Genomic DNA, 10,544 nt, shown 5'->3' with positions numbered 1-10,544 from the left:
TGAGCCAGTGAGCCAGTGAGCCAGTGAGCCAGTGAGCCAGTGAGCCAGTGAGCCAGTGAGCCAGGTTACGAGAACACCCTCAAACCTAAATGCAAAGGAAAATGATTAACGAAGAGAATGATTAAATGGCAAAAATAAACAAGAGGAATTTAATTAACGAAGAGAATGATTAAATGGCAAAAATAAACAAGAGGAATTTAATTAATGATAAATAGCAGGCATAAAAAAACCGAGCCTAAGCTCGGTTTTTTAAGTGAGTAATTAAAAATTACTCAGCAGCTTCAACTTCAACAGCTTCAGCAGCTTCAGGACGACCTACTAATTCGATGAAAGCCATTGGAGCTTTATCACCGGTACGTAGACCGCACTTAAGAATACGAGTGTAACCACCAGGACGTTCCTGGAAGCGTGGACCCAATTCAGTAAATAACTTACCTACAACTTCAGCGTCGCGGGTACGAGCGAAAGCTAAACGGCGATTTGCAACGCTGTCTACTTTAGCTAGTGTTATCAGAGGCTCAACTACGCGACGCAGTTCTTTCGCTTTTGCTACAGTTGTCTTGATGATCTCATGACGAACTATTGAGCAAGCCATGTTACGAAACATAGCTTGGCGATGACTGCTATTGCGGTTTAGTTGACGACCACTCTTACGATGGCGCATGACCTAATCCTTATAATCTTTAATCTGTACTAACCTGGGACTTATAGGTCGTCTGCTAAACTAGCTGGAGGCCAGTTTTCAAGACGCATACCTAAAGACAGTCCGCGAGACGCTAATACATCCTTAATTTCAGTAAGAGATTTCTTACCTAAATTAGGAGTCTTGAGCAACTCAACTTCAGTGCGCTGTACGAGATCTCCGATGTAATGAATCGCTTCAGCCTTCAAACAGTTGGCTGAACGTACAGTTAGCTCTAAATCGTCGACAGGACGCAACAGAATCGGATCAAATTCCGGTTTCTCTTCTACAACAGCCTGTTCAGTAACATCACGTAATTCAACAAACGCATCTAGCTGTTCAGCTAAAATTGTTGCAGAACGACGAATTGCTTCCTCAGGATCGATAGTACCATTAGTGGTCATATCAATAACGAGTTTATCTAAATCAGTACGTTGCTCTACACGAGCAGCTTCTACATTGTAAGCAATGCGAGCTACAGGTGAGAATGAAGCATCAACCAACAAACGGCCGATTGGGCGATCATCGTCTTCAGTCTGTGCACGAGCCGAAGCTGGCACATAACCGCGACCACGCTCAACGCGGATACGCATGCTGATATCATTATTACCTGTCAAATGACAGATAACATGATCAGGATTCATAATGGTTACATCACCATCATGAGTGATATCTGCTGCAGTAACAGGGCCTGTGCCTGACTTACTTAAAGTAAGTAAAGCTTCATCTTTACCCTCGATATTTACTGCCAAACCTTTAAGGTTAAGCAATATCTCTAGGATATCTTCTTGAACGCCTTCCTTACTGCTGTATTCATGCAATACACCGTCGATTTCGACTTCTGTAACTGCACAGCCAGGCATAGACGACAATAAGATTCGACGCAACGCGTTGCCTAATGTGTGACCAAAACCACGTTCAAGTGGCTCTAGCGTAACCTTGGCACGAGTTGGGTTAACCTGCTCTATGTCAACGAGACGCGGTTTAAGAAATTCTGTAACAGAACCCTGCATTGTGTCCTCTCTTGTTTGTTAGCTTTACTTAGAGTAAAGCTCGACGATCAGCTGTTCGTTAATATCCGCAGACAAATCGCTACGTTCTGGTAGACGCTTGAAAGCACCTTCCATTTTAGCATTGTCGACTTCTACCCATGTAGGCTTTTCGCGTTGGCCAGCAACTTCTAAAGACGCTTTGATACGTGCTTGAGTGCGTGACTTTTCACGGATGCTTACAACATCATTCGCAGACACTTTGAATGACGGAATGTTAACAACACGACCGTTAACCACGATTGATTTGTGGCTTACTAATTGACGTGATTCTGCACGAGTCGCACCAAAACCCATACGATAAACAACGTTATCTAAACGAGTTTCTAAAAGACCTAACAAGTTTTCACCTGTGTTGCCTTTCAGACGTGCGGCTTCTTTGTAGTAATTACGGAATTGCTTTTCTAGCACACCGTACATACGACGAACTTTTTGTTTCTCGCGTAGCTGTAAACCGTACTCTGATAAACGTGGCTTACGTGCGCCATGTTGACCAGGTGCAGCTTCAAGCTTACACTTCGAATCGATTGCTCTCACACCGCTTTTTAGGAAAAGGTCTGTACCTTCTCTGCGGCTGAGCTTGAGCTTAGGACCCAAGTATCTTGCCATGATCTTTCTCCAACTATCCTATATACGTAATGTTATACACGACGCTTTTTAGGTGGGCGACAGCCATTATGAGGGATAGGTGTCACATCGGTAATGTTGGTAATTTTATAACCAACAGCATTCAGCGCACGAATGGCTGATTCACGACCTGGACCTGGACCCTTTACGAAAACTTCAAGGTTTTTAACACCGTAGTCTTGAGCAGCAATACCAGCTCGCTCTGCAGCAACCTGCGCAGCGAAAGGTGTAGATTTACGTGAACCACGGAAACCTGAACCACCAGAAGTAGCCCATGACAACGCATTACCTTGACGATCTGTAATGGTGACAATAGTGTTGTTGAATGACGCATGGATGTGAGCCATACCATCTGCAACCTGTTTACGTACGCGCTTACGCGGAGAACGTGACGGAACTTTAGCCATTTTGGTTTACCTTCCCGTTACTTTCTGATTGGCTTACGTGGACCTTTACGCGTGCGCGCATTGGTCTTAGTACGTTGCCCACGAAGGGGCAGGCTACGACGATGGCGGAGACCACGATAACAACCAAGATCCATAAGACGCTTGATGTTCATTGAAATCTCACGACGTAAGTCACCCTCTACTGAGTATTTGGCAACTTCTTCGCGTAGAATATCTATTTGAGCTTCGCTCAATTCCTTGATCTTAGCATCTTCAGCGATTGAAGTAGCTGCGCAGATTTCTCTAGCGCGTGTACGTCCAATACCAAAGATAGCAGTCAATGCGATGACTGTATGCTTTTGATCAGGAATGTTAATGCCAGCGATACGGGCCACTATGCACTCCTTAAAATGTTAAAGGTCAACTGCGAAAAGCCCGAAAGGATACTCGACAGCCGACAAATTTGCAAACATTATTTGCTCAGCTCATAAATGAGCTGAGCAAATATCTTTTTTTAGCCTTGACGCTGTTTGTGCTTTGGTTCAACACAAATCACACGTACAACGCCACTACGCTTGACGATCTTGCAATTACGGCAGATCTTCTTCACGGAAGCTCGAACTTTCATTTCATCACTCCGTTAAAGCAACTAGCGACCAAAGCGATCTAAATTCGCTTTGTTTACTAAGTTAGCTTTCTTCATAACAGACTCATACTGATGAGACATCATATGGGTCTGAACCTGAGCCATGAAGTCCATGATTACGACTACAATAATTAGTAGTGAAGTACCGCCGAAATAGAACTGTACTTTCCACGCAATTAACATGAACTCCGGAATTAAGCAGATAAAGGTAATGTATATCGCGCCTGCTAATGTCAAGCGAGTCATTACTTTATCAATGTAACGCGAAGTCTGTTCTCCAGGACGAATCCCAGGAATGAACGCACCACTCTTCTTCAAGTTATCAGCTGTTTCGCGAGGGTTAAATACCAACGCAGTATAGAAGAAACAGAAGAATACGATAGCTGTCGCATACAATAATGAATACAGCGGTTGTCCTGGTGACACAGCTAAAGCGAAATCGCTTAACCATGACATAGACTCATTTTGTCCAAACCACTGAGCCAGTGTGCCTGGGAACAAAATAATGCTGGATGCAAAAATTGGTGGAATTACACCTGCCATATTAACTTTAAGTGGTAAATGTGTACTTTGCGCAGCAAACACCTTACGGCCTTGTTGACGCTTCGCGTAGTTAACAACGATACGTCGTTGACCACGTTCTACAAATACAACCAAATAAGTTACAGCAAATACAATTACCGCTAATAACAACAGTACCAGTACATTCAAATCACCTTGACGAGCCTGTTCAGCCGTTTGGCCGATAGCAGAAGGTAGACCAGCAACAATACCTGCGAAAATTAATATCGAGATACCATTACCAATACCACGCTCGGTAATTTGCTCACCTAGCCACATAAGGAACATTGTTCCTGTCACTAAGCTCACAACTGCTACAAAGTAAAAACCAAAACCTACATTGGCAACAAGGCCAGGTACTAGGCTTGGTAAACCTGTCGCGATACCGATTGATTGGAGTGTACCCAACACAAGCGTTCCGTATCTTGTATATTGACTGATTTTCTTTCTTCCTGACTCGCCTTCTTTTTTCAATTCAGCAAGGGCAGGATGAACGACAGTCAACAACTGCATGATAATCGATGCCGAAATATACGGCATTATACCAAGCGCAAAGATAGAAGCACGCTCTAAAGCACCACCCGAGAACATGTTAAACATGCCTAGGATGGTATCTTTTTGTTGAGCAAACAACTCTGCTAACACAGCTGCGTCAATACCAGGAATTGGTACAAACGAACCGGCTCTAAAGACGATAATTGCACCAATCACGAACAGGAGACGGGTTTTCAATTCTGATAAACCGCCTTTCGCGCTTTTTAAATCAAGTCCTGGTTTTGCCATCGACGTATTATTCCTCGATCTTACCGCCGGCAGCTTCAATAGCTGCACGTGCACCTTTGGTTACCTTCAGACCTTTTACGGTCACTGGGCGTTCAATGGTACCTGAAAGAACGATTTTCGCAAACTGTATGTTGCGAGTAATTACGTTCGCATCTTTCAGAGCGTTAAGGTCGATAACATCACCGTTAACTTTTGCTAGTTCTAGTAAACGAACTTCAGCTGAAACCAAAGCTTTGCGTGAAGTGAAACCGAACTTAGGTAAACGAATTTTAAGAGGCATTTGACCACCCTCAAAACCGATACGCACACCGCCGCCAGAACGAGACTTTTGTCCCTTATGACCACGACCTGCAGTTTTACCTAAACCAGAGCCAATACCACGACCTACACGCTTAGGAGCACGCTTAGAGCCTGCTGCTGGAGATAGAGTATTTAAACGCATTATTAATCCTCCACCTTAACCATGTAGTAAACTTTATTAACCATACCGCGAACAGAAGGAGTATCTTCTACTTCAACAGTGTGGCCAATACGTCTTAGGCCTAGACCTAATAAACAGGCACGGTGCTTTGGCAAACGACCAATCGCACTCTTTGTCTGTGTTACTTTAAACGTTTTAGTAGCCATGGTGCATTAACCTCGAATTTCATCAACATTCAGGCCACGCTTAGCTGCAATTTGTGATGGTGACTTCATGTGCACCAACGCATCTACAGTTGCGCGAACGATGTTGATCGGGTTAGTAGAACCGTATGCTTTAGACAGAACGTTATGAACGCCTGCAACTTCCAATACGGCACGCATTGCGCCACCGGCAATAATACCGGTACCTTCCGATGCTGGTTGCATGTAAACACGCGAACCAGTATGGCGACCTTTAACTGGATGATGCAGTGTACCTGCATTCAACTCTACGGTTACCATGTTACGGCGGGCTTTTTCCATTGCTTTTTGAATAGCAGCTGGAACTTCGCGCGCTTTACCATAGCCATAGCCGATCTTACCATTACCATCACCTACCACTGTTAGTGCGGTGAAGCTAAAGATACGACCACCTTTAACTACTTTAGAAACACGATTAACTGCAATTAATTTCTCTTGCAAATCGTCTTTCTGCTGAGCTTCTAATTTAGCCATTTTTATAACCCCTTAGAATTTCAGGCCAGCTTCACGAGCTGCGTCAGCTAGTGCTGCTACGCGTCCGTGATACTTGAAACCAGAACGGTCGAATGCAACTGTTGTTACACCTTTATCGATCGCACGCTCAGCAACAGTTTTACCTACTGCTTTAGCCGCGTCTACGTTACCGGTACTCTTTAGTAGCTCTTTAACCGCTTTCTCAACGGTTGAAGCAACTGCCACCACCTGAGCTTCAGGATTAATAACCTGAGCATAAATGTGACGCGGTGTACGATGTACAACCAGACGATTCACGCCCAGCTCTTGGATCTTCTTACGAGCGCGAGTAGCGCGGCGTAAGCGAGATGTTTTCTTATCCATATCGCGTTACCTACTTCTTCTTAGCCTCTTTACGGCGTACTTGTTCGTCTGCATAGCGAACACCTTTGCCTTTATAAGGCTCTGGTGGACGGTATCCACGAATCTCAGCAGCGACCTGACCAACTAACTGCTTATCAACACCCGAAAGTATGATATCAGTTTGGCTAGGACACTCTGCAGTAACACCTGCGGGAAGTTTGTGAACCAAAGGGTGTGAGAAACCTAATGTTAGGTCGATGTCTTTACCAGCAATTTTTGCACGGTAACCAACACCAATTAACTTTAATTTCTTAACGAATCCTTCAGAAACACCAACAACCATGTTGTTTACTAGTGCACGAGCTGTACCAGCTTGAGCCCAAGCGTTAGAAACGCCTTCAACTGGACCAAACGTTACAACACCGTTTTCTAGCTCAACACTTACCGCTTTGTTGATTTCTCGAGTCAGACTACCTTTAGTACCTTTTACAGTAATAGTCTGTTCGTTTAAGGTCACCTCTACGCCGGTAGGAATAGACACTGGTGCTTTTGCGACACGTGACATACCTAGCTCCTTACGCTACGTAGCAGATAACCTCGCCACCCATGCCATTTAGGCGGGCAGCACGATCGGTCATCAAGCCTTTAGAAGTGGACACAATTGCGACACCTAGTCCGCCCATCACCTTTGGAAGTTCGTGTTTACCTTTGTAAATACGAAGACCTGGGCGAGAAACGCGCTGGATAGTCTCAACGACTGGGTTGCCTTGGAAATACTTTAAAGTGATTTCTAATTCAGGCTTGGCTTCTTCTGCTACGGCGTAGTCAGTAATATAACCTTCGTCTTTAAGTAATTTCGCTATTGCTACTTTTAACTTAGCTGAAGGCATCTTAACTGATACTTTGTTAGCAGCTTGGCCGTTACGAATACGTGTTAACATATCCGCAATAGGATCTTGCATGCTCATATTAGCTTACTCCGTGACAAGTGCTTACCAGCTGGCCTTACGCAGACCAGGAACTTCACCACGCATAGTTGCTTCACGTAGTTTAATACGGCTAAGGCCGAATTTACGTAGAACACCATGTGGGCGACCAGTTTGATTACAACGGTTGCGTTGACGCGCAGCGCTAGAATCACGAGGTAGAGCTTGTAACTTAAGTACAGCTTCCCAACGATCTTCTTCCGAAGTATCAGGAGCGCTGATTAAAGCCTTAAGTGCTAAACGCTTTTCAGCATATTTAGCTACGAGCTGTGCACGCTTTGCTTCACGTGCTTTCATAGATGATTTTGCCATTATGCTACCCTTATTTCTTGAATGGGAAGTTAAATGCGTCTAACAAAGCACGACCTTCTTCATCATTCTTCGCAGTAGTAGTGATAACAATATCCATACCACGAATCTTATCGATCTTATCGTAATCGATTTCTGGGAAGATGATTTGCTCACGCACACCCATTGCGTAGTTACCACGACCGTCAAACGCTTTTGCGCTTAGGCCACGGAAGTCACGAATACGTGGGATTGCAATGTCAACTAAACGCTCTAAAAATTCCCACATACGCTCACCGCGTAGGGTAACTTTACAGCCAATAGGGTAGCCTTCACGGATTTTGAAACCAGCAACTGATTTACGTGCAACAGTTACAACAGGTTTCTGACCAGCGATTGCAGTCATGTCACGAAGCGCATGCTCCATAACTTTCTTGTCTGCAACTGCTTCGCCTACACCCATATTAAGGGTGATTTTTTCAATCCGAGGGACTTGCATGACACTGGTATAACCGAACTTTTTAGAAAGTTCTGCGATAACAGTCTCTTGATATTTATCATGCAGTTTCGCCATCGTTTACTCCGTTTACTTAATGAGTTCACTATTCGATTTAAAGAAACGGACTTTTTTGCCGTCTTCGAATCGGAAACCAACACGATCTGCCTTGCCTGTGGCTTGGTTAAAGATCGCTACGTTTGATGCTTGCATCGGTGCTTCTTTCTCGATAACGCCGCCAGTTACGCCCAATTGTGGGTTTGGCTTTTGGTGTTTTTTAACAAGATTGATGCCTTCAACAATCAACTTACCAGTAGGTAGGACTTGAGAAACTTTAGCTCGTTTACCCTTGTCTTTACCTGCTAGTACAATTACTTCGTCTTCACGACGGATTTTAGCTGCCATTTTGAAGCTCCTTACAGTACTTCTGGTGCCAGAGAGACGATTTTCATAAATTGCTCTGTACGCAATTCACGTGTCACTGGTCCAAAAATACGAGTACCAATCGGTGCAAGGTTTGCGTTAAGCAAAACTGCTGCATTCCGATCGAAGCGAATGACAGAACCATCTGGACGACGTACGCCTTTCTTAGTACGGACTACCACCGCGTTATATACATCACCTTTCTTCGCTTTAGCGCGAGGAATAGCTTCTTTAACAGAAACCTTGATGACGTCGCCGATACCGGCATAACGACGATGAGAGCCACCCAAGACCTTAATACACTGAACTCTACGAGCGCCACTGTTACACGCGACGTCTAGAGTCGATTGCATTTGGATCATTTTAAGTGCTCCGCTATCGTTACTACACAAAATCCCAACATTGGGATCATCATTTCGACCATTTTATGAACGAATTTGCTCTCGTTTGGTATAAAACCATTCAACAACAATTTACTCAAAAATGGCGCGCAAGTATAACACCAATATTTTGGAATGCATAGCAGAAAAAAACAAACGGCCCCAAACTTTGGAGCCGTTTACTATAACCTAATGTAAATTAGGCCTTTGTTACTACTTCAACTAGTGTCCAAGACTTAGTCTTAGAAAGAGGACGACACTGACTAATAGTCACTACGTCACCTTCGTTACACTGATTTGTTTCGTCATGTGCATGGATCTTAGTTGTACGCTTAATGTACTTCCCATAAATAGGATGTTTCACTTGGCGTGAGATAGCAACAGTAATAGACTTATCCATTTTGTTGCTAATAACTCGACCTTGCATAGTACGGGCTTTATCAGACATTACACACCTGCCTTAGAAGTAATAATGGTCTTAACACGTGCAATGTTACGACGCACTATTTTCAATTGATTCGTTTGAGTCAACTGACCAGTAGCGTGTTGCATACGCAGGTTAAACTGCTCACGCAGCAGACCAAGTAGTTCAGCGTTAAGTTCTTCAACGCTCTTTTCTCTTAGTTCGCTCGCTTTCATTACATCACCGTCTTAGTTACGAAGGTAGTCTTAATAGGAAGCTTGGCAGATGCTAAAGCAAACGCTTCACGCGCTAACTCTTCAGATACACCATTCATCTCATAAAGAACCTTACCAGGTTGAATCTGACATACCCAGTATTCAACGTTACCTTTACCTTTACCCATACGCACTTCAAGAGGCTTAGAGGTAATAGGCTTGTCAGGGAAAACTCGAATCCAAATTTGTCCTTGACGTTTAATGTGACGTGTCATGGCACGACGTGCAGATTCGATTTGACGTGCAGTTAAACGGCCACGGCCGACTGCTTTCAAACCGAAAGTACCAAAGCTAACTTCAGTACCGTTCGCTAGACCACGGTTGCGGCCCTTGAACATCTTGCGAAACTTCATACGTTTAGGTTGCAGCATAAAAGTTTCTCCTATTTACCACGAGGCTTGCGCTTCGGTTGTTGCTTAGGCTCTTCTAATGCTACAACGTTTCCGTCTAGAACTTCGCCTTTGAAGATCCAAACTTTAACGCCAATCACACCGTATTGAGTGTGACTTTCAGCTGTAGAATAGTCGATATCAGCACGTAGAGTATGTAGAGGTACACGACCTTCACGATACCACTCAGAACGTGCGATTTCAGCACCGCCTAGACGGCCGCTTACTTCAACTTTAATACCTTGAGCACCAATACGCATTGCGTTTTGAACTGCGCGCTTCATAGCGCGACGGAACATAACACGACGCTCTAATTGCTGTGCAATACTGTCAGCAACTAATTTAGCATCTAACTCAGGCTTACGGATCTCTGCGATGTTGATTTGAGCAGTAGTGCCTGTAATTTTAGATACATATGCACGTAATACTTCAACATCTTCACCTTTCTTACCAATCACAACACCTGGACGGGCAGTGTGAATAGTAACGCGGATGCTCTTCGCAGGACGCTCGATAACGATTTTAGATACTGATGCAGCCTTCAATTTCTCAGTGAGATATTGACGAACTTCCCAGTCGCTGTGCAAATTATTTGCATAATCTGCTTTATCGGCGTACCAAGTAGAGATCCAAGGCTTTGTGATACCCAGACGGATACCATTAGGATGTACTTTCTGTCCCATTGCTCTCT

The 10,544-nt window shown here is 44.1% G+C and carries 21 protein-coding genes; all 21 read right to left on the bottom strand.

Annotation, left to right across the window (positions count from 1 at the left end; genetic code table 11):
• Positions 1 to 268 precede the first annotated feature (268 nt).
• Positions 269 to 664, bottom strand: a complete 396-nt coding sequence (rplQ, locus tag LMH66_RS18540) for a 50S ribosomal protein L17 (RefSeq protein ID WP_102529376.1) — start codon at positions 662 to 664, stop codon at positions 269 to 271.
• A 41-nt stretch (positions 665 to 705) separates the two neighbouring features.
• Complete coding sequence (locus LMH66_RS18535) at positions 706 to 1,695, bottom strand: DNA-directed RNA polymerase subunit alpha (RefSeq protein WP_102529377.1); 990 nt, start codon at positions 1,693 to 1,695, stop codon at positions 706 to 708.
• 24 nt (positions 1,696 to 1,719) lie between these two features.
• Positions 1,720 to 2,340 (bottom strand): 30S ribosomal protein S4, encoded by a 621-nt coding sequence (gene rpsD / locus LMH66_RS18530; RefSeq protein ID WP_102529378.1) that lies wholly within the window; start codon positions 2,338 to 2,340, stop codon positions 1,720 to 1,722.
• A gap of 32 nt (positions 2,341 to 2,372) precedes the next feature.
• Complete coding sequence (rpsK, locus tag LMH66_RS18525; RefSeq protein ID WP_011635661.1) at positions 2,373 to 2,765, bottom strand: 30S ribosomal protein S11; 393 nt, start codon at positions 2,763 to 2,765, stop codon at positions 2,373 to 2,375.
• Between the two features lie 17 nt (positions 2,766 to 2,782).
• Positions 2,783 to 3,139, bottom strand: coding sequence for a 30S ribosomal protein S13 (rpsM, locus tag LMH66_RS18520; RefSeq protein ID WP_076543217.1), 357 nt, complete (start codon positions 3,137 to 3,139; stop codon positions 2,783 to 2,785).
• A 119-nt stretch (positions 3,140 to 3,258) separates the two neighbouring features.
• Entirely contained in the window at positions 3,259 to 3,372 is a 114-nt protein-coding gene (gene rpmJ, locus LMH66_RS18515) for a 50S ribosomal protein L36 (protein WP_006083579.1), read from the bottom strand.
• Positions 3,373 to 3,393: 21 nt separating this feature from the next.
• On the bottom strand, positions 3,394 to 4,734 hold the full coding sequence (gene secY / locus LMH66_RS18510) for a preprotein translocase subunit SecY (RefSeq protein WP_055026490.1): 1,341 nt from the start codon (positions 4,732 to 4,734) through the stop codon (positions 3,394 to 3,396).
• Between the two features lie 7 nt (positions 4,735 to 4,741).
• Positions 4,742 to 5,176 carry a 50S ribosomal protein L15 gene (gene rplO / locus LMH66_RS18505; protein WP_102529379.1) on the bottom strand — a complete coding sequence of 145 codons (435 nt, stop codon included), beginning with the start codon at positions 5,174 to 5,176 and terminating at the stop codon, positions 4,742 to 4,744.
• A gap of 2 nt (positions 5,177 to 5,178) precedes the next feature.
• Positions 5,179 to 5,361, bottom strand: coding sequence for a 50S ribosomal protein L30 (rpmD, locus tag LMH66_RS18500; protein ID WP_076543219.1), 183 nt, complete (start codon positions 5,359 to 5,361; stop codon positions 5,179 to 5,181).
• 6 nt (positions 5,362 to 5,367) lie between these two features.
• A complete protein-coding gene (rpsE, locus tag LMH66_RS18495; protein ID WP_102529380.1) occupies positions 5,368 to 5,871 on the bottom strand; it encodes a 30S ribosomal protein S5 in 504 nt (167 codons plus the stop codon).
• 12 nt (positions 5,872 to 5,883) lie between these two features.
• Complete coding sequence (rplR, locus tag LMH66_RS18490; RefSeq protein WP_229372191.1) at positions 5,884 to 6,234, bottom strand: 50S ribosomal protein L18; 351 nt, start codon at positions 6,232 to 6,234, stop codon at positions 5,884 to 5,886.
• A gap of 10 nt (positions 6,235 to 6,244) precedes the next feature.
• Complete coding sequence (rplF, locus tag LMH66_RS18485; RefSeq protein WP_229372189.1) at positions 6,245 to 6,778, bottom strand: 50S ribosomal protein L6; 534 nt, start codon at positions 6,776 to 6,778, stop codon at positions 6,245 to 6,247.
• Between the two features lie 10 nt (positions 6,779 to 6,788).
• Positions 6,789 to 7,181, bottom strand: coding sequence for a 30S ribosomal protein S8 (gene rpsH / locus LMH66_RS18480; protein WP_102529382.1), 393 nt, complete (start codon positions 7,179 to 7,181; stop codon positions 6,789 to 6,791).
• Positions 7,182 to 7,205: 24 nt separating this feature from the next.
• Positions 7,206 to 7,511: a 30S ribosomal protein S14 gene (gene rpsN, locus LMH66_RS18475; RefSeq protein ID WP_102529383.1), complete on the bottom strand. Its 306-nt coding sequence runs from the start codon at positions 7,509 to 7,511 to the stop codon at positions 7,206 to 7,208.
• 10 nt (positions 7,512 to 7,521) lie between these two features.
• Complete coding sequence (gene rplE / locus LMH66_RS18470; protein WP_055026498.1) at positions 7,522 to 8,061, bottom strand: 50S ribosomal protein L5; 540 nt, start codon at positions 8,059 to 8,061, stop codon at positions 7,522 to 7,524.
• A gap of 12 nt (positions 8,062 to 8,073) precedes the next feature.
• Positions 8,074 to 8,388: a 50S ribosomal protein L24 gene (gene rplX / locus LMH66_RS18465; RefSeq protein ID WP_102529384.1), complete on the bottom strand. Its 315-nt coding sequence runs from the start codon at positions 8,386 to 8,388 to the stop codon at positions 8,074 to 8,076.
• 11 nt (positions 8,389 to 8,399) lie between these two features.
• Positions 8,400 to 8,768: a 50S ribosomal protein L14 gene (gene rplN, locus LMH66_RS18460; RefSeq protein WP_055026500.1), complete on the bottom strand. Its 369-nt coding sequence runs from the start codon at positions 8,766 to 8,768 to the stop codon at positions 8,400 to 8,402.
• A gap of 217 nt (positions 8,769 to 8,985) precedes the next feature.
• Positions 8,986 to 9,234, bottom strand: a complete 249-nt coding sequence (rpsQ, locus tag LMH66_RS18455; RefSeq protein ID WP_102529385.1) for a 30S ribosomal protein S17 — start codon at positions 9,232 to 9,234, stop codon at positions 8,986 to 8,988.
• On the bottom strand, positions 9,234 to 9,425 hold the full coding sequence (gene rpmC, locus LMH66_RS18450) for a 50S ribosomal protein L29 (protein WP_102529386.1): 192 nt from the start codon (positions 9,423 to 9,425) through the stop codon (positions 9,234 to 9,236). The genes rpsQ and rpmC overlap by 1 nt, the downstream gene beginning before the upstream one ends.
• On the bottom strand, positions 9,425 to 9,835 hold the full coding sequence (rplP, locus tag LMH66_RS18445; protein WP_055026502.1) for a 50S ribosomal protein L16: 411 nt from the start codon (positions 9,833 to 9,835) through the stop codon (positions 9,425 to 9,427). The genes rpmC and rplP overlap by 1 nt, the downstream gene beginning before the upstream one ends.
• An 11-nt stretch (positions 9,836 to 9,846) precedes the next feature.
• A complete protein-coding gene (gene rpsC, locus LMH66_RS18440) occupies positions 9,847 to 10,536 on the bottom strand; it encodes a 30S ribosomal protein S3 (RefSeq protein ID WP_102529387.1) in 690 nt (229 codons plus the stop codon).
• Positions 10,537 to 10,544 lie beyond the last annotated feature (8 nt).

This window comes from Shewanella sp. 10N.7, from assembly GCF_020806285.1.
GTDB classification, from domain to species: domain Bacteria; phylum Pseudomonadota; class Gammaproteobacteria; order Enterobacterales; family Shewanellaceae; genus Shewanella; species Shewanella electrodiphila.
This window is presented reverse-complemented; position numbering and strand designations above follow the sequence as displayed.

What these genes read in the sequence shown, in the direction of transcription:
- rplP (WP_055026502.1), bottom strand. Translation starts at nt 9,835, where the DNA reads ATGCTGCAACCTAAACGTATGAAGTTTCGCAAGATGTTCAAGGGCCGC.
- rplR (WP_229372191.1), bottom strand. Translation starts at nt 6,234, where the DNA reads ATGGATAAGAAAACATCTCGCTTACGCCGCGCTACTCGCGCTCGTAAG.
- rpsH (WP_102529382.1), bottom strand. Translation starts at nt 7,181, where the DNA reads ATGAGCATGCAAGATCCTATTGCGGATATGTTAACACGTATTCGTAAC.
- rpsE (WP_102529380.1), bottom strand. Translation starts at nt 5,871, where the DNA reads ATGGCTAAATTAGAAGCTCAGCAGAAAGACGATTTGCAAGAGAAATTA.
- secY (WP_055026490.1), bottom strand. Translation starts at nt 4,734, where the DNA reads ATGGCAAAACCAGGACTTGATTTAAAAAGCGCGAAAGGCGGTTTATCA.
- rpsK (WP_011635661.1), bottom strand. Translation starts at nt 2,765, where the DNA reads ATGGCTAAAGTTCCGTCACGTTCTCCGCGTAAGCGCGTACGTAAACAG.
- rpmJ (WP_006083579.1), bottom strand. Translation starts at nt 3,372, where the DNA reads ATGAAAGTTCGAGCTTCCGTGAAGAAGATCTGCCGTAATTGCAAGATC.
- rplX (WP_102529384.1), bottom strand. Translation starts at nt 8,388, where the DNA reads ATGGCAGCTAAAATCCGTCGTGAAGACGAAGTAATTGTACTAGCAGGT.
- rpmC (WP_102529386.1), bottom strand. Translation starts at nt 9,425, where the DNA reads ATGAAAGCGAGCGAACTAAGAGAAAAGAGCGTTGAAGAACTTAACGCT.
- rpsD (WP_102529378.1), bottom strand. Translation starts at nt 2,340, where the DNA reads ATGGCAAGATACTTGGGTCCTAAGCTCAAGCTCAGCCGCAGAGAAGGT.
- rpmD (WP_076543219.1), bottom strand. Translation starts at nt 5,361, where the DNA reads ATGGCTACTAAAACGTTTAAAGTAACACAGACAAAGAGTGCGATTGGT.
- rplQ (WP_102529376.1), bottom strand. Translation starts at nt 664, where the DNA reads ATGCGCCATCGTAAGAGTGGTCGTCAACTAAACCGCAATAGCAGTCAT.
- rpsC (WP_102529387.1), bottom strand. Translation starts at nt 10,536, where the DNA reads ATGGGACAGAAAGTACATCCTAATGGTATCCGTCTGGGTATCACAAAG.
- LMH66_RS18535 (WP_102529377.1), bottom strand. Translation starts at nt 1,695, where the DNA reads ATGCAGGGTTCTGTTACAGAATTTCTTAAACCGCGTCTCGTTGACATA.
- rpsN (WP_102529383.1), bottom strand. Translation starts at nt 7,511, where the DNA reads ATGGCAAAATCATCTATGAAAGCACGTGAAGCAAAGCGTGCACAGCTC.
- rplN (WP_055026500.1), bottom strand. Translation starts at nt 8,768, where the DNA reads ATGATCCAAATGCAATCGACTCTAGACGTCGCGTGTAACAGTGGCGCT.
- rplO (WP_102529379.1), bottom strand. Translation starts at nt 5,176, where the DNA reads ATGCGTTTAAATACTCTATCTCCAGCAGCAGGCTCTAAGCGTGCTCCT.
- rplF (WP_229372189.1), bottom strand. Translation starts at nt 6,778, where the DNA reads ATGTCACGTGTCGCAAAAGCACCAGTGTCTATTCCTACCGGCGTAGAG.
- rpsQ (WP_102529385.1), bottom strand. Translation starts at nt 9,234, where the DNA reads ATGTCTGATAAAGCCCGTACTATGCAAGGTCGAGTTATTAGCAACAAA.
- rplE (WP_055026498.1), bottom strand. Translation starts at nt 8,061, where the DNA reads ATGGCGAAACTGCATGATAAATATCAAGAGACTGTTATCGCAGAACTT.